Origin of the sequence: Salegentibacter flavus (assembly GCF_900115145.1) — a bacterium.
Lineage (GTDB): Bacteria > Bacteroidota > Bacteroidia > Flavobacteriales > Flavobacteriaceae > Salegentibacter > Salegentibacter flavus.
On the sequence record NZ_FOVL01000001.1, the window covers coordinates 187,231 to 204,881 of the forward strand.

The window sequence follows — 17,651 nt, forward strand, 5'->3', positions numbered from 1 at the left end:
AATTTCTTAAATAAAATGTAACTTTTTCTCTATCGTGGAGTCTTATGAGTGACACTTTTCAACAAAAAGTTAGCAACTTGTAAATGCACTGCAATGATAGAAATCAGAGATCTTCATAAGTCCTATAAAGTGGGCAGTAATTCACTGCACGTTTTAAAAGGAATTAATTTTAACGTTGCCGAAGGTGAACTCGTTTCTATTATGGGATCTTCAGGTTCTGGGAAATCTACCCTACTGAATATTCTTGGGATGCTCGACGAGGCTGATGAAGGTTCTTATACTCTTGATGGCGTTGTAATTAAAAATCTTAATGAAAAAATAGCTGCCCGCTACCGCAATAAATTCCTTGGGTTTGTTTTTCAATCTTTTAACCTTATTTCTTATAAAAATGCTTTGGATAATGTAGCGCTTCCGCTGTATTACCAGGGAATTAAACGCGGGGAACGCATAGATAAGGCAATGAGTTACCTGGAAAAAGTTGGCCTGGCCGATTGGGCGGGACACTTACCTAACGAACTTTCCGGAGGGCAAAAACAAAGGGTTGCTATTGCGAGAGCTCTTGCCAGCGATCCAAAGGTCCTTCTAGCCGATGAGCCTACCGGAGCTTTAGATTCAAAAACATCTTATGATGTTATGAATCTAATTCAGGAGATAAACGATGAAGGCCGAACCATACTTGTAGTAACCCACGAACCCGATATTGCTGCAATGACGAAGAGGATCGTTAACTTAAAAGACGGCAGGATAATTCAGGATACCCAGGTTAATCAGGTTAGAGCGCAGGAAAATGTTTGAGTTAGAACGTTGGGAAGAGATCTTTGATACGATTCGTAAAAACAAACTACGGACGTTTTTAACCGGGCTATCTGTGGCTTCAGGGATTTTTATTTTAGTAATTCTTCTGGGGATTGGTGAAGGAATGCGGAACGGTATTTCACAGGAATTCCAAAGGGATGCTGCTAACATCATTTACGTTTATACCGGCGTTACCTCAAAGGAATATAAAGGCCTAAACCCGGGCAGAAGAATTCAGATGAAAAATGAGGACTTTAATTACACCGCTTTAAAACATCAGGATGACTTAGAATACAAATCTTCTATTTTCCGAATCTGGAACGGAATAGTAAATTTCGGGAAAGAATCAGGTTCTTATCGTGTAGAAGGCGTTTATCCTGATTATCAGTTTCTGGAAAACAGCGGGATGGTTGAGGGACGCTTTGTAAATTATAAAGATCACGAGAATTTTGAGAAAGTCGTTGCGATTGGGAAAAAAGTTCGGGATGACCTTTTTAAAGATGGAAAAGACCCTCTTGGTGAGTACGTGCAGATATCCGGAATTAATTTTAAAGTGATAGGTGTTTTTACTGATCCCGGTGGAGAAAGGGAAGAAAGCCTGGTTTTTATGCCGCTTTCTACTGCACAACGGGTATTTGGCGGTGCCAACAATATTGCAAATATGGCTTTTACCTTAGAGCCCGAAGATAATTTTGAAGCTGCGCTTGCCGCTTCCAATTATTTTTCAACCGAAATTGAGAATCAACTTAAGGAAACACATACCATAGCTCCCGAGGATGAAAGCGCGGTTAGCATTAATAACTCTCTGGAAAATGCCAAACGCTTCTACGATCTTATGGATATGATAAAATTCTTCTTCTGGGGAGTTGGTATTTGTACCATTATCGCCGGCGTTGTTGGTGTAAGTAATATTATGCTCATTATCGTAAAAGAAAGAACCCGGGAAATAGGAATACGAAAAGCTCTTGGAGCAGAACCGCTGTCTATAGTGGGGATGGTTTTGCACGAATCTATCTTTGTGACCGCAATTGCCGGTTTTATTGGCTTGATTGCGAGTTTGATGCTATTGGAATTTGTAGGCCCTCTTATAGAAACTCAGTATATCTCGAATCCTGCAGTTAATTTTAATGTGGCGCTTACCACCGTTTTTATACTGGTAATTGCCGGCGCAATTGCCGGGTTTTTTCCTGCCTGGAGAGCTGCGAGAATTAAACCTATTGAAGCACTAAGAGACGAATAGTATGTTTAGCAGGGATAAATGGAGCGAAATAATTGAAGCATTAACAGCTAATTGGTTTAGAACCATACTTACTGCTTTTGGGGTAATGTGGGGGATTTTTATCCTGGTTATTTTACTCGCTGCGGGGAAAGGCCTCGAAAATGGTGTAAAGCAGGGTTTTAGTGGCATTGCTACCAATACGATGTTTATGTGGACACAAACTCCATCTAAACCCTATAAAGGCTTACCAAAAGGGAGACGTTATAGTTTTAAGACGGGCGATGTAGAAGCCCTTCGGGAGAATGTCCCGGGACTTCGGTTTATCTCTCCCAGAAACCAGTTAGGTGGCTTCGGCGGAAATAATAATGTGGTTCGCGGGTTGCAAACCGGTGCTTTTAATGTTTATGGGGATTATCCAGAGATCATTCAGCAAGAACCAATGGATGTAACTTCCGGGAGGTTTATTAACTACCTGGATATAGAACAAAAAAGGAAGGTTGCCATAATTGGTGAGGGTGTAAGAAGGGAACTTTATGATAAAGGAGAGGAAGTTATTGGAACTTATCTCAAAATCAATGGTGTCAATTTTATGGTGATCGGCACCTATAAGAAAAAAGGTGGCGGCGGAGGAAACTCAGAAGAAGCTCAGAAAGAAATTTATGTTCCATTCACCGCGTTCTCCCAGGCTTTCAATATGGGAGATAGGGTTGGTTGGATGGCAATAACCGCCCAGGATGAAAATTCTATTACCAGTTTAAAATCAAGGATTCTGGATCTTATAAAAAGCAGGCACTCCATACATCCGGAGGATGATAGAGCTGTGGGTAATTTTGATTTATACGAAGAATACAACAAGATTAATGGTTTGTTCGTTGCGCTAAAAGCAGTAGCCTATTTTGTGGGGATTTTGGTGTTGCTCTCTGGTATAATTGGCATCAGTAATATTATGCTAATCGTGGTAAAAGAAAGAACTAATGAAATTGGTGTAAGGCGTGCCCTTGGTGCTACGCCCTGGTCTATTAGAGGGCAAATTTTAATGGAGGCTATTTTCCTTACCATTATTTCCGGAATGGCCGGGATTATTTTCGCCACAGGAATAATTGCAGCAATTAATTATGCTTTAAGCGGAATGGATACTTCAGAAATGATGTTTTCCAATCCGAGTGTAGATTTAGGGGTAGTGATTACCGCGTTGGCCATTTTAGTGTGTTCAGGCTTATTGGCGGGACTAATTCCTGCACAGAATGCGATTAAAATCAAACCCGTTGATGCCCTTAGAACCGAATAACGAGAGAAAAGTAAAGAAGATAAATACAATCAAAAAATGAAAAAAACAGTAACCATCTCAATTTTAGTATTGATCGTCGTAGTTTTTGTAGGCGCCTTATACTATTTGTTTCAGAAAAATCAGGAAGATCCTACGATTTATGAAACCGAGCAGGCTTCCGTAGAAACCATCATCAAGAAAACGGTGGCGACGGGAAATATTGTTCCGAAGGAAGAAGTGCTCATAAAACCGAATATTTCCGGAATTATTGATGAAATATATATAGAAGCGGGAGAAAGAGTTGAGGCGGGAGATCTTATCGCTAAAATTCGGGTAATTCCAAATGTCAATTCATTACAAAGCGCTAAGGATGCTGTAGCTACGGCCAGGATCAATTTAGAAAATGAAGAAAAAACCTTTAAGAGGCAAAAGGCCTTATTTGAAAAAGGAGTGATCTCTCAAAACGATTTTGACAATGCTGAAGCAAACTTCAAAAGGATGCAGCAGAACTACCGTTCGGCGGAACAAAATTTCGAAATAGTTCAAACCGGGACCACCAGCGGAATTGGAAGTGCAGCTAATACGCTTATTCGATCTACCGTAGATGGGATGGTTTTAGACGTGCCGGTGCGGGTAGGAAACCAGGTAATTGAAAGCAACAATTTTAACGATGGAACCACTCTAGCAACTTTAGCCGATGTAAACGAAATGATCTTTGAAGGAAAAGTTGACGAAAGTGAAGTAGGGAAAATAAAGGAAGATCTACCCTTGGAAGTAACGGTTGGTGCAATAGAGAATAAAACCTTTAATGCAATTTTAGATTATATCGCGCCGAAAGGAGTAGATGAAAATGGAGCGATTCAGTTTGAAATAAAAGGCACCTTAGATAAAGCCGACACTACTTTTATTCGTGCCGGGTTAAGCGCAAATGCATCTATTATTTTAGACCGGGCAGACGAGGTTCTGGCAATTAAGGAAGCGCTTGTTCAGTTTGATCCAAAAACTCAAGAGCCTTTTGTGGAAATAGAAACCGGAGACCAGGAATTTGAAAGAAGAGATTTGGAATTGGGAATTAGTGATGGAATTCAGGTAGAAGTGAAAAATGGCATTTCTAAAGATGATAAAATTAAGGTTTGGAACAAAGTAAAACCAAGTCCGGAATTTGCCGGAAGTTAGATTTTTATTTGAAAATGTAACAAGTTTAGAATTTCACAGACTTATCAACTACAATACCGATTATGAAAAAATACAGCTTACTAACTCTATTTTTAATTTCTGCTTTATTTGCAACTGCCCAGGAAGGCGATAAATGGACACTTCAAGAGTGTGTGAATTATGCTCTTGAAAATAATATCTCCATTCAGCAGTCTGAGCTTAACCTGGAAATTTCTGAAATTGAACGGCTCGATGCCATAGGAAATTTTCTGCCGAATGTTAACGCCTCTGCTACTAATTCCTGGAATACCGGTTTAACGCAGAATGTTACTACCGGAATTCTTCAAACACAGACTACCAGAAACTTTTCAGCCGGAGTCACAGCCAGTATGAATCTTTTTGATGGCTTGCGCAATTTTAAACAACTGCAGCGCTCCAAGATCTCTCAACTTTCTGCCCAGTATTCGCTGGATAAGATGAAAGATGATATCACTCTGTTTGTGGCCGATTCTTACCTTCAGGTGCTTTTCAGTAAACAAAACCTGGAAGTTTTGAGATCGCAAAACGAGGTGACCCTGGAACAGCTGGAACGCACACAAGAGCTTGTTGAAGCAGGTTCCCTGCCCCGTGGCGATTTATTGGAAATAAGAGCAACTGATGCCGATGAGAAACAGCGAATGATAGTAGCTGAAAATAATATTAAAATATCCCTGATCAACCTGGCCCAGCTTTTACGAATAAGTGATTATGAAAATTTCGATATCGTAGATCGCGATTACGATATCTTCGGAAGTGATATCCTTGAAAATTCGGTTTATGATATTATTGACCGCGCCAGAGAGGAACGATCAGAATTAAAAATAGCTGAAGCGAACCGTGACCTCGCCGAGAAAGATGTTGAAATTGCCAAAGGAGCCTATATGCCAACTCTTGGTGCATTCTTCAATTACAATACCCGGGAATCTGGGATGGGAAGAATTACCGGAGTAACTATAGATCCACAGGATCCAACACGTGAAATTGGAGTGGTGGAAAGTACAGGAGAGGTTGTTGTCGCTCCAAATACGATGACTACCATCGGCAATCCGCTGCCCTTCTTCGAACAACTTCAAAGAAATGATGGTATTAGCTACGGGGTGCAATTAAGTGTTCCAATTTTTAACGGTTTCGCTACGCGTAACCAGGTTAAAAGATCTCAGGTAAGTGCTAAACGTGCTGAATATGAAATGGAGCAAGCAGAGCTGGACCTTGAAGCTAATGTTTACCAGGCTTACGTAGATGCCAGGGGAGCTTTTGAAGCTTATGAAGCCGCTCTTGTTGCAGCTGATGCTCAGGAACAGGCTAATGAATATGCTACCCAGCGTTATGATGTTGGATTAACGAATGCTTTTGATTACAGCCAGTCTAAACTGCGGTATGAAAACGCCCAGCGTGAAGTGGTACGAACTAAATACGATTATATTTTTAAACTTAAAGTCATAGAGCTTTATTTCGGGGTCCCGGTAACAGAGCTTAAATTTTAAATTATGAAGAAAAAGACGCTTTTCATCATTATTGGTGTTTCCCTGGTTTTAATAGTAGTACTGGTAATCGGAAAAAGAGCCGGCTGGTTTGGAGAGTCCGGGAACGTAAAAGAAGTGGAGATCACTAAAACAGAACCCCTGGATATAACAGAAACTGTTGCCGCAACAGGAAAAATTCAACCGGAGGTAGAGGTTAAACTTTCTTCTGAAGTTTCCGGAGAGATCATTGAACTTCCTATCAAAGAAGGACAGAGTGTGGAGAAGGGCGATCTTTTGGTAAAAGTAAATCCAGATATCTATCAGTCCAATCTTCAACGAATGGAAGCAGGCCTACAGAATATGAGGGCAAACTACAACCAGGCGCAGGCAAATTTAAAACAGGCAGAAGCCGATTATAAGAGGAACAAAACCCTTTTTGAAAAAGGAGTTATCTCCCAGGCCGAATGGGATGCGGTAGTTTCAAATTATGAAGTGGCCCAGGCTTCAAAAGAATCAGCCTACTATAATATGCAAAGTAGTGCGGCCAGCGTAACCGAAGCCCGGGACAACCTTTCACGAACAAACATATATGCGCCTATGAGCGGAACGATCTCCCGTTTGGATGCAGAACTGGGCGAAAGAGTGGTAGGAACTCAGCAAATGGCGGGTACAGAGATCCTGAGGGTCGCTAACCTGGCTAATATGGAGGTGGAAGTTGACGTAAATGAAAATGATATTGTAAAAGTAGAGGTAGGAGATTCTACCATTGTTGAAGTTGACGCATACTTACGCAGAGAATTTAAAGGCCTGGTTACTGAAATTTCCAATTCTGCGGACAGCCAGCTTACTACCGATCAGGTTACTAATTTTAAAGTTAAGGTTAGGATTCTTGAAGATTCCTACGATGACCTTTTAGAAGGGAGACCTGAAAATTATTCCCCGTTTCGTCCGGGAATGACCGCCACGGTAGATATAATCACCGATAAACGCGAAAATATTATTGGGGTGCCTATTAGTGCGATTGTGATAAAAAGCGATACTACAGCTAACGGAAATTCAATGATAAAACCCGGAGGAGAAATGTTTGAAGCTGTATTTGTGAAAGAAAACGATGAGGCGAAGCTTCGGGTGGTGGAGACCGGTATCCAGGATGGTTCCCACATCGAAATCACTAAGGGCCTTGAGGAAGGGGAAGAGGTTATTACCGGGCCGTATACCCTTGTTACCAAATCATTAAAAGCCGGTGATCAAGTAAAAGTAGCTTCAAAAGAAAATTAGTAATTTTGCAGCCGCACGAAGGAAATAATCTTCCTGCCTACTAAAATTACTATTTTGCCGAACATCCTCTGTTTAGAAACCTCAAGCACCAATTGTTCTGTGGCTATTGCTACAAATGATGGGGTGCTTGCTATTAAGGAAGATAAGAATAATAATTATTCCCACGCCGAGAAGCTTCACGTTTTTATCGATGAGATCCTTAAGGAAAATAACCTTAAGATTACAGATCTGGATGCGGTAGCCATTAGTAAAGGTCCCGGGTCGTATACAGGTTTGAGAATTGGGGTTTCGGCTGCTAAAGGTTTATGTTTTTCACTGGAAATTCCGCTTATTTCGATCTCTACCCTAAAGTCCCTGGCCCGGCAGGTAAAAGATAGTGACGCTTTAGTGATTCCTTTGCTTGATGCCCGTAGAATGGAGGTGTATTCCGCAGTATTTAATGCTGAATTTGAACAGATCAGGGAGACCCGTGCCGAAATTCTGGAAGCAGAAATTTACGCTGAATACCTGGAAAAAGGTAAAGTGGTATTTATAGGCTCCGGAGTGGCAAAATTCCAAACAATCTGCCAACATCCAAATGCTATTTTTGTTCCCGATACCTTGCCTTCAGCAAAAGAGATGTGTAATTCTGCAATAGAGAAATACAAAATAAGCGACACCGTAGATGTCGCTTACTTTGAACCTTATTACCTGAAAGATTTTAAAGCCGGTTAATTGGCTGAATTTGAATTGTTATTCTGATTCTTTTCTAATGTACCGTTCATTTTTGTTTGGTCGTACAGGTAAACATCACGTTGAGGATAAGGAATTGTCATGCCGGCTTCTTCCAGTCTTAGTTTTCCTTCTTCGATCATATACCAGTGGAGGTCCCAGAATTTACTGTTTTCAGCAAAATATCTAACCGAAAAGTTTACCGAATCGGCTCCGAGTTCCGCAACAATAATTTGTGGGGCAGGGTCTTTAAGAACATCTTCCTGTTCTTCAACAAGGTCCCTAAGTACTTGTTTTGCCTTTTTTAAATCATCATCATAAGATATTCCAAAGCTTAAAGTTTCCCTCCTTGTACCATTGAAACTATAGTTAATAATATTATCGTTACTCAAGTCACCGTTAGGTATTATTGCTCGTTGATTCCCAAAAGTATCCAATTTGGTATAAAACAGGTTGATTTCTACCACAGAACCAGAAACCCCCTGTACTTCTATCCAGTCACCAACTTTAAAGGGCTTAAGAATTATGAGCAGTACACCACCAGCCAGGTTGGAAAGTGATCCCTGCATTGCAAGACCAATCGCTAAACCCGCGGCACCAATAGCAGCTACCAGGGAAGCGCTTTCTACACCCAATTGGGTAATCACCAGAACAAAAAGAATTATTCGAAGTCCCCACCGAATGGAATTTAAGGTGAAAATCTCCAATGTTCTATCGTAATCTTTTCTCTGAAATAGTTTATCTACATATTTAACAATTAGGCTAATTATCCAAAGGCCAATAATTAGCAAAGCAAGTGCACCTAATAAAGTAGGCAGGTAATCAATAAATTTGTCTGCATATTCCCTGGCGATGTCGCCCCAATCGTTTAATTTATCCATAAATTATTTTTTTACAAAGAGAGTACATTAAATAAAATTTTGGGAAAAATTCCTGTTTAAATTTTGTTAAAAGTGTTTAATTAAATTCACAGTTTTTTCGACAGATGTTTGTGGCAGGTCACATTTCCCTTCGCTGCAAACATAGATATAATCATTGTTTTCCTGAAAACGATTTTGCAACAATGGCAATTCACTTTCGCCCGTTGTACCCGTGATAAGGGTGTTGGGTAAGTATTTCTCCTGAAGGTCAAAATTTAGGTTTTTCGCATTTTCACCCGTGAGAGCAACTTCAAAGAACGGGTGGGTGAAATTCAGCATCAGGTCCAGCCAATTAGAATAGGAGCCCGGGTGAGTTTTAATTTGTGCTTGAACACTTTTCAGCATTTTCTCTGCGCGGTTTTTATATTCAGTTTTTCCCAATAAAGCTGCGAGTTTAAAAAGATTTTTAGCCATTACCGAATTGGAAGCCGGGATCACATTATCCATAATTTCCAGGGTGCGGGTAATGAGTTTCCTGTCCTTATTTGAAGTGAAATAGAACATCGGGGATTCCTCGCTAAAATCTTCAATGCAAATCTCACACAAATCATCGGCGAGTCTTAACCAGGATTCTTCAAAAGTAATCTCGTGAAGTTTTATAAAGGCTTCTATGGTAAAAGCGTAATCCTCCAGGTAGCCATTAATGGAACTTTTGCCCTTTTTATAAGAATGGAAAAGTCTACCGTTACCGGCTATTTGTTTGGTCTTTATGAAATCCGCATTTTTCAGAGCCGTGTCCAGGTAGTTGCGATCTTTAAGAGCTGTATAAGCCTCTAAATAGCCAAAAAGCATAAGGGCATTCCAGGAAGTAAGGGTCTTATCATCCAGGGCGGGTTTTTTGCGACCTTCTCTATGTTTTTTGAGTTTCTTCATCCAGGATCTGACTTTCTCCTGAAGTTGTTCTTCGGAAATTTCAAACTCTGAAGCAATATCAGCTGATTTTTTTGTCCTGATGAGCACATACCTGTCTTTTTCCCATTTTCCGTAATTATTGATATTGAAATATTCCGAAAAGAGTTTAAAATCCTCCTCAAGCAGGTTTTTCAGCTCTGCTTTTGTCCAGGTGTAGAACGCGCCTTCTTCCGATTTACCTTTTTCATTCAGGCTGTCTGCATCCAAGGCCGAGTAAAACGCATAATCGGGCGCGGTTAATTCTTCCTGGATAAACTCCAAAGTTTTTTCAATTACATTTTTGAAAAGATCATTTTGATGGTTTTTATATGCCTGGCTATAAAGCCTAACCAACTGAGCGTTGTCGTACAACATTTTCTCAAAGTGCGGCACGTGCCAGCGTTCATCTACAGAATACCGGGAAAAACCACCTCCTACCGGATCATAAATACCGCCCCAAGCCATTTTTTTGAGGGTTTTCTCGGTGAACTTCTGTATTTCTTCGTCTTGCTGCTGAAGGCCATACCTCAGTAAAAACTCATAATTATTGGGCATCATAAATTTTGGAGCACCCTTGAAACCTCCGTTTTCAAGATCAAATTGAGCTTTCCATTGCTTGAGAATTTCAGGATAAAAATCCCTGGAGAAAGGCTGTTCCTCTTGGGGCAGTTCTATGAACTGTAATTTCTGTAATCCTTCTTCCAGTTTTCCGGCGTATTCCAGGAGTTGTTCAGGTTTTTGTTTGTATAACACTGAAAGCTGGTTGAGAGCATTCATCCATTGTTCCTTTTTGAAATAGGTGCCGCCCCATACCGGACGGCCATCCGGAAGTGCCACGATGTTCATTGGCCATCCACCGGTGCCTGTCATTACCTGAACGGCATTCATATACACCTGATCGATATCGGGACGTTCTTCCCGGTCTACTTTTATGTTTACAAAATCGGCATTCATCACTTCAGCTACTCCGGGATCTTCAAAACTTTCGTGTTCCATAACGTGACACCAATGACAAGCGGAATATCCCACACTAATTATTAAAAGTTTATTTTCCTTTCTGGCCTTCTCCAGACTTTGGTCATTCCAGGGTTTCCAGTCTACCGGGTTATGTGCATGCTGAAGCAGGTATGGGCTGGTTTCATTTATGAGATCGTTGGTGTATGTTGGTTTTTTATTTTTCATCGTGAATGTTTTTTACGATAGATGTAACAGTCAGATAATTGAATTTTATTAATTCAATTGTTAGAAAGATACAAAATTAAAAAGGCTGCAGGAAGTACTTAAAATTGTAAACTTCTATTAATTGAAGTTTTAATAATCTTAAAGAACTAAAGTTTCCTGAAAAAAAAATCAATTTTGTAGATTGCGTATATTTAGAGCCTATGGAAGACGTGTATATTGTAATGTTGGTCGCATTATTTGCACTTGCGATTACAGACCTTGTGGTTGGAGTTAGTAACGATGCTGTTAACTTTTTAAACTCCGCGATAGGTTCAAAAGCGGTTTCCATGCGCACAATTCTAATAGTAGCGAGCCTTGGGGTCGCGGTAGGCGCTATCTTTTCCAGTGGTCTTATGGAAGTAGCCCGAAAAGGTATTTTTGTGCCAGATCAGTTCTACTTTGAAGAGATCATGATCATTTTCATGGCGGTTATGATCACTGACGTTTTGCTTTTGGATTTTTTCAACTCTCTTGGGCTGCCTACTTCTACAACCGTATCTATAGTGTTTGAGCTTTTAGGTGCAGCTGTTAGTATGGCGCTAATAAAGATCTACATGGATACCGGGGATTACAATCAGCTCACTTCTTATATAAATACATCGAAAGCTACCGAAATTATCTTAGGAATACTCCTGGCGGTTATTATTGCCTTTATTGTGGGTGCGTTAATTCAGTATATATCCCGGCTAATTTTTTCTTTTCAGTTTGAAAGAAAAATAAAATATGTGGGTGCGCTCTTTGGTGGAGGTTCCCTTACGGCCATTCTTCATTTTATCCTAATGAAGGGTTTAAAGGGTGTTTCCTTTATTCCCCAGTATGTTTTAGTCTATCTGAACGATAATACCCTGACAATTATTGGGATAAGCTTTGTTATTTTCACTCTACTTTCCCAGTTCGTAATGAGTATTCTGAAAATGGATATTCTAAGAGTTGTCATTGTGGTAGGAACCTTTGCACTGGCACTTGCTTTTGCAGGAAATGACCTGGTAAATTTTATTGGTGTTCCTATTGCGGCCTGGCAATCATTTGAGATTTGGCAATCTGCGTATCAGGCAACCGGAGTTATGCCTTCAGACCTATTGATGACTGAACTCTCCGGAAGTGTTCCCACTCCACAACTTCTGCTTGTACTGGCGGGGGGGGTTATGGTGATTACCATCTGGTTTTCCGGGAAGGCCCGCTCTGTGGTAGATACCGGGGTGAATCTCGCAAGGCAGGGAGATGGATCGGAGCGCTTTGAACCTAATTTCCTTTCCCGTAGTATCGTACGTTATTCGGTGGTTTTTGGAAATGCAATTTCAGTAGTCCTTCCTTTAAGGTTAAAGAAAAAAATTGAATCTAAATTTGAAAAGTCCACTACTCATGTGAGAAGCAAAAGAGCGAATGCTCCGGCCTTTGATATGGTTCGGGCTTCGGTAAACCTGGTTGTGGCCAGTATTCTCATCTCCATTGGTACCAGCATGAAGCTTCCGCTCTCTACGACTTATGTAACCTTTATGGTGGCTATGGGTACTTCTCTGGCAGATAGGGCCTGGGATCGGGAGAGTGCGGTTTATAGGGTGGCAGGTGTTCTTAATGTAGTGGGAGGTTGGTTTGTTACAGCCCTGGTTGCTTTTAGTGCTGCAGCACTTTTTGCTGCAATTATATATTTCGGCGGGATGATAGCGCTCGCATTGCTTATCATTCTTGCGGTGGTTTTAGTGGTGAGAAGTACAATGATTCATTCTAAAAAAACCAAGGAAGAGGAAAATAGGAAACGCTATAATAGAACCGATATCATCACGATCAATGAGATCACTGCCGAAAGTTCAGAAAACATCTCTAGTGTAATTGGTGGGGTAAATAAAATGTACACCAAAACAGTAGATAACCTGGGCTATCACGATCTTGGTAAGTTAAAGAAGAATAGCAAGGCGATTAAAAAGCTGGAATCTGAAGTTGATGAACTAAAAGGCAATATTTTCTACTTTATCAAGTCGCTGGATGAGGATTCAGTAGAAGCCAGCAAATTCTATATTTTAATCCTGGATTATCTTCAGGATATGGTGCAGTCTATTGGTTTCATCACCCGTAATTCTTATAATCATGTAAACAACAACCACAAAAACCTGAAGTTTAATCAGGTGAGGGATCTCAAAAAGGTCGATGAAAAAATGCAGGTGTTGTTTGACGATATAAAAGATACGTTCGATAATCACGAATTCAGCAATATCGAGGAGATTCTTGCCGAAAAGCAACAACTATTGGATTATGTATCAGAGCTAATTCAGAAACAGATCAACCGTATCCGAACTTCTGAAACCAGTCCCAAGAATACAAAGCTTTATTTCGGATTATTGCTTGAAACAAAGGACCTGATAAGCTCTACGATGAGTTTGCTACAACTGTTTCAGGAGTTCAACATTGAGGCAAAGAGAACATTTTAAATCAATTTTAGCCGTTAACTGCTTCTACATAATCTACTTTACCACCAAGCATATCCCGTAACATAGTTTCTATACCGCTTTTAAGTGTCATTGTAGAAGACGGGCAGCCACTACAGGCTCCCTGAAGAATTACTTTTACGGTTTTGCTTTCGGCGTTGTATGAATCAAAAAGAATATTACCTCCATCACTGGCTACTGCCGGTTTAATGTATTCATCCAGGATAGCAACCACTTGTTGTGAAGTGTCGTCCAGGCTGTCGAGATCAAGCTGAGGTTTTGCTATCTCAGCTTCGGTTCCTGCATTGCTCTGGCCAAGGCTTTCATTTGTTATCACTTCATTTCCATCCTGAATGAAATTACGAATGAATTCCCTTAGCTCCATGGTTATTTCTTCCCAACCTGCAATATCATACTTCTGAATAGAAACATAATTCTCATCCATAAAGATCTCCTTAACAAATGGGAAATGGAAGAGTTTCTGGGCTAATTGTGAATTCTTAGCATCATCAATATTCTTGAATTCGGTTGCCTGAAGCACCAGTTTTTTATTGGCGACAAATTTCATTACCGCAGGGTTTGGAGTGCTTTCAGCATAAACAGTAACCGGGATAGATTTTTTTTCCTCAGTTTCTTCTTCAACCACAAGGCCTCCTTTATTGAGGTAATCCTGGATCTGGCCAGCAACTTCTTCCTGCACATCCTTCCAATCCACGATATCATATTTTTCGATCGCGATAAAATTCTGGGCGATGTAAATGGTTTTTACGAAAGGCAAGTAAAATAATTGCTGCGCCAAGGGTGAGTCTTTCGCTTCATCTATATTATGAAATTCAAAACTTTTATGCCGGGTAAGAAACTTGTTGGCTTCAAACTTAACGATTCCGGGTTTGTCTGTTGGATGTATGTCGATAGCAAAATTGCTCATAGTAAAATTTTTGTCAAAAGTAATAAAGAAAACTTAGCTAATCGATATCTTTACTTTTCTTATGATATTAGTTTTTCGATTAATTTTTTATCTCTCAGAACTTTCGAATTGTGCCAGGCTGAAATTCCCGGGGAAAAATTCTTTTTTAATTTTAGTATTTTTTGGTATTACTAGTAATGCTCAGGAGGTAATTCCAACCTATTCAGATTATCTGACCGATAACCTCTATTTGTTGCATCCCTCTATGGCAGGAGCTGCTAATTCCAACCAAATAAGGCTTACTGCAAGACAGCAATGGTTTGACGTAGATAATGCACCTAATTTACAAACCCTTGCAGTAAATGCACGCACAGGAGAGCGTGTGGGGCTGGGAGGGATACTTTTTAATGACCAGAACGGAAATTTCTCTAAAACCGGGGCCTACGCTACTTTTGCCTACCATCTTATGTTTTCCCGTAGTGAATTTGACCTGAACCAGCTTTCGTTTGGGGTGAGTGCTGGAGTCATTCAGCATAGGTTGGATCAAAGCGGATTCACAGAATATGATCCTATTATTGGAGGCAATGACCAGGCCGATATCTACGGAAATATGGACCTTGGGCTTTCATATTATTACCTGAATTTCTATGTTCACCTGGCTGCTAAAAATATACTATCGGTTAGAAGGGAATTATTTTATTCTGATGCTGTTCCCAGCAATCAACGGAAGTATCTCGTTTCAACGGGTTATGTTTTTGAGGTAGAAGGTCCCTGGAGCTATGAGCCTTCCTTACTCTTTCAGCTGCGCGAACAAACCGCTGAAAAAAATATAGATGTTAATATGAAAGTTTATCACGAAGTTGATTTTGGCCAGGTTTGGGGTGGGATATCCTATCGAAACAGCTTTGAAGGTGCCGAGTATACCAGCGATGGACAGGAGGTTAAAAATCAGCAATTGCGATATCTAACGCCTTTTGTTGGGGTGGATTATAAACGTTTTATGTTTGGCTACACCTATACCCATCAGTTTAATTCAATGGTTTTAAGTAATAACGGATTCCATCAGCTTACCCTGGGATACGATTTCGGGGAGAGCCGGGGACGTTACGATTGTAAGTGTCCTGCGGTTAACTAAAAGTCCAGGTGGGAAACCTTGAAATTATTTTCTTCAGCATTTATGAGCGAGGCCAGAACTTCAGGATTTGTGTTGCTGAAAAACTCGGGGATTGGGTTTATTCCTTCTGGCGCGAGCAGATCGTTTTCAGTTAAAACTACTTTTGTATGCCTTGCCACTGCTTCTCCCGAATCTATTACCTGCACATCTTCGGGAAGAATTTCCTTTAGCACAGGCACTAAATAAGGATAATGGCTGCATCCCAATACCAGATAGTCTATGGAATGTTCCAACATAGGTTTTAAAAGATTTCTAAGCAGGTTTTTGGTTTGATTAGAATTTCTCTTTCCGCTTTCTATTAATTCTACGAGTCCGTGACCTTCTACCTCAAAAATATGAATGTCTTTTGAATACAATTCGGAGGCCTGATGGAATAATTCACTTGTAAGAGTGCCTTGGGTGGCAAGAATTCCTATCGCTTTTGTTTTCGAATGAAGTGCCGCAGGTTTAATAGCGGGTTCAATTCCTATAAACGGAACATTGTAATTGCTCCTTAAAACTTTAATGGCATTGGTAGTTGCCGTATTACAGGCCACAACAATTGTTTTGGCTCCCATTTGCAGGAGTTTCTCAGTATTCTTCCTGCTGAGGTTTATAATTTCTCCGATAGGTTTTTTCCCGTATGGTGCATTTTTGCTATCGGCCAGGTAGATGGTTTTTTCAAAGGGAAGAAGTTCGTGTATTTCTTTCCAGATGGAAGTACCGCCTACACCCGAATCAAAAATACCAATAGGTTGGGTTGAACTCATAGATACAAAAATAAAAACTGCGCCTCATTCAGGCGCAGTTTTTATTTATTATTTGAAAAGGAATTACATTCCTAGTTCTTTCTTTACATCGGCCATAAGGTCTTTCCCGTCTGCAAGGATTACTCCGGTACCGGTAGTAGAGTCAAGTACATAATCGTAACCCTGAGCTCTTGCTACTTTCTGAATAGCTTCACGGGCCTTCTCGATTACAGGACGAATAAGATCATTCTCTTTTTTCTGAAGATCCTGTCTTGCTTTCTGGCTATGCTCCTGGATTCTTCTTTCAGTTGCCTGAAGTTCAGTAGCACGTTTTGCATTTTCTTCTTCTGTTTGGGTTTCAGCTTCAGACTGGTAACGCTGCATAGTATTTTGTGCTTCGGTTAACATGTCTTTGATCTCGGCGTCATATGTCTTTTCCAGCTTCTGTAATTGGTCCATGGCATTTTTATACTCAGGCATAGACTCAACTAGTTCCTGGGTAGCGATATGAGCCACTTTGGATTGAGCATTGGTAAAAGCGGTAGCACCAAGGGTTAAAGCTAAAGCTATAAAAAGTGTTTTGAATTGTTTCATTTTAAAGTGAGATTAATTGTTAAGTTAAAGGTTAAATTTATTTAGTTTATCGTGTCTTTCTTATTTCTGATCGCCTGAATAGAATCCTTTTTTCTTTGTCTTTCCTCAAGAATCCTTTTGCGGCGTTCTTCAAATTCTCTTTGTCTGGCTTCTTTTATAGAGTCGCGTTGTCTTCTACGTTCTTCAATGAGAGCTTCCCTTTCGCTTTTATTGTCCTTAACCGCTTTTTCCTTTTCGGCTATCTCGGCATCTTCTTCTACGGTTCGGTTTTCTTCGCGTTCAAATTGTTCGACCTCTTCTTTTGAATCCAACTGGCGACGGTTTGAAGCCCGGTTGATGCTTCTTAAAACCTGATCACTGACATCTAACTGACGGGAGGCATAAATCATACCACTTTCAGAAGTACGGTCAAATACCATATCAAAATTACGGTTTTCGGCAATTTCCTGAACCGCTGTAAATACCTGGTCCTGGATTGGTCTTATTAATTGTTTTTTCTGAATTATGTAGTCTCCGTTCGGTCCAAACCTGTTTTGCTCATATTCGGCGGCTTGTTCTTCGCGGTAGGCAATTTCTTCTTCCCGTTCTTCAATAAGTTCTTTGGTGAGAAGTGGCTTTTCATTTTCCAGTTCCTCTTTTAAAGCCTGAATCTCTCTTCTGTTCTTTTCTGCAACTTCGCGCCAGTCTTTTACTCTGGTGTCAAGCTGTGCGGCGGCTTCCTGGTATTCAGGAACGTTTTCAAGAATATACTCCATATCAACATAACCAATACGGAAAGACTTTTGAGCATTTGCTCCAAAATTCCCGGTGAGGATTATTAGTGAAATAAGGAGAATTCTTTTCATAATACCGAATATAGAAAATAT

At 40.3% G+C, this 17,651-nt stretch carries 15 protein-coding genes; 9 read left to right on the top strand and 6 right to left on the bottom strand.

Going from position 1 to position 17,651, the window contains the following annotated elements; genetic code table 11:
• Positions 1–93: 93 nt before the first annotated feature.
• The 7 genes from BM266_RS00895 (at position 94) to tsaB (ending at position 7,930) form a co-directional block, all read left to right on the top strand.
• Positions 94–795, top strand: a complete 702-nt coding sequence (locus BM266_RS00895) for an ABC transporter ATP-binding protein (protein WP_093404692.1) — start codon at positions 94–96, stop codon at positions 793–795.
• Positions 788–2,035: an ABC transporter permease gene (locus tag BM266_RS00900; protein WP_093404694.1), complete on the top strand. Its 1,248-nt coding sequence runs from the start codon at positions 788–790 to the stop codon at positions 2,033–2,035. Before BM266_RS00895 ends, BM266_RS00900 begins: the two co-directional genes overlap by 8 nt.
• Position 2,036: 1 nt before the next feature.
• Entirely contained in the window at positions 2,037–3,302 is a 1,266-nt protein-coding gene (locus tag BM266_RS00905; RefSeq protein WP_093404697.1) for an ABC transporter permease, read from the top strand.
• Between the two features lie 36 nt (positions 3,303–3,338).
• Positions 3,339–4,457: an efflux RND transporter periplasmic adaptor subunit gene (locus BM266_RS00910; RefSeq protein ID WP_093404699.1), complete on the top strand. Its 1,119-nt coding sequence runs from the start codon at positions 3,339–3,341 to the stop codon at positions 4,455–4,457.
• A 62-nt stretch (positions 4,458–4,519) separates the two neighbouring features.
• On the top strand, positions 4,520–5,959 hold the full coding sequence (locus BM266_RS00915) for a TolC family protein (RefSeq protein ID WP_093404702.1): 1,440 nt from the start codon (positions 4,520–4,522) through the stop codon (positions 5,957–5,959).
• Positions 5,960–5,962: 3 nt separating this feature from the next.
• Positions 5,963–7,216: an efflux RND transporter periplasmic adaptor subunit gene (locus tag BM266_RS00920; protein ID WP_093404704.1), complete on the top strand. Its 1,254-nt coding sequence runs from the start codon at positions 5,963–5,965 to the stop codon at positions 7,214–7,216.
• A 54-nt stretch (positions 7,217–7,270) separates the two neighbouring features.
• Positions 7,271–7,930: a tRNA (adenosine(37)-N6)-threonylcarbamoyltransferase complex dimerization subunit type 1 TsaB gene (gene tsaB, locus BM266_RS00925; RefSeq protein WP_093404707.1), complete on the top strand. Its 660-nt coding sequence runs from the start codon at positions 7,271–7,273 to the stop codon at positions 7,928–7,930.
• On the opposite strand, the gene BM266_RS00930 is transcribed toward tsaB, so the two are convergent.
• Positions 7,927–8,808, bottom strand: coding sequence for a mechanosensitive ion channel family protein (locus BM266_RS00930; RefSeq protein WP_093404709.1), 882 nt, complete (start codon positions 8,806–8,808; stop codon positions 7,927–7,929). The genes tsaB and BM266_RS00930 overlap by 4 nt on opposite strands.
• A 66-nt stretch (positions 8,809–8,874) precedes the next feature.
• Positions 8,875–10,920, bottom strand: coding sequence for a thioredoxin domain-containing protein (locus BM266_RS00935; RefSeq protein WP_093404712.1), 2,046 nt, complete (start codon positions 10,918–10,920; stop codon positions 8,875–8,877).
• Positions 10,921–11,120: 200 nt separating this feature from the next.
• On the opposite strand from BM266_RS00935, the gene BM266_RS00940 reads away from it, so the two are divergent.
• On the top strand, positions 11,121–13,385 hold the full coding sequence (locus BM266_RS00940) for an inorganic phosphate transporter (protein WP_093404714.1): 2,265 nt from the start codon (positions 11,121–11,123) through the stop codon (positions 13,383–13,385).
• Between the two features lie 7 nt (positions 13,386–13,392).
• Here BM266_RS00940 and BM266_RS00945 read toward each other — a convergent pair whose 3' ends face one another.
• Positions 13,393–14,310: a NifU family protein gene (locus BM266_RS00945; RefSeq protein WP_093404717.1), complete on the bottom strand. Its 918-nt coding sequence runs from the start codon at positions 14,308–14,310 to the stop codon at positions 13,393–13,395.
• Positions 14,311–14,371: 61 nt separating this feature from the next.
• On the opposite strand from BM266_RS00945, the gene BM266_RS00950 reads away from it, so the two are divergent.
• Positions 14,372–15,424 carry a PorP/SprF family type IX secretion system membrane protein gene (locus tag BM266_RS00950; protein WP_093404719.1) on the top strand — a complete coding sequence of 351 codons (1,053 nt, stop codon included), beginning with the start codon at positions 14,372–14,374 and terminating at the stop codon, positions 15,422–15,424.
• On the opposite strand, the gene murI is transcribed toward BM266_RS00950, so the two are convergent.
• The 3 genes from murI to BM266_RS00965 form a co-directional block, all read right to left on the bottom strand.
• Positions 15,421–16,212, bottom strand: coding sequence for a glutamate racemase (gene murI / locus BM266_RS00955; protein ID WP_093404722.1), 792 nt, complete (start codon positions 16,210–16,212; stop codon positions 15,421–15,423). The two genes, BM266_RS00950 and murI, sit on opposite strands and share 4 nt — an antisense overlap.
• A 63-nt stretch (positions 16,213–16,275) precedes the next feature.
• Positions 16,276–16,785: an OmpH/Skp family outer membrane protein gene (locus BM266_RS00960; RefSeq protein ID WP_093404723.1), complete on the bottom strand. Its 510-nt coding sequence runs from the start codon at positions 16,783–16,785 to the stop codon at positions 16,276–16,278.
• A 41-nt stretch (positions 16,786–16,826) separates the two neighbouring features.
• The gene (locus BM266_RS00965) at positions 16,827–17,630 is read right to left on the bottom strand and encodes an OmpH/Skp family outer membrane protein (RefSeq protein ID WP_093404726.1); all 804 of its coding nucleotides are present in this window, start codon (positions 17,628–17,630) and stop codon (positions 16,827–16,829) included.
• Between the last annotated feature and the right edge of the window lie 21 nt (positions 17,631–17,651).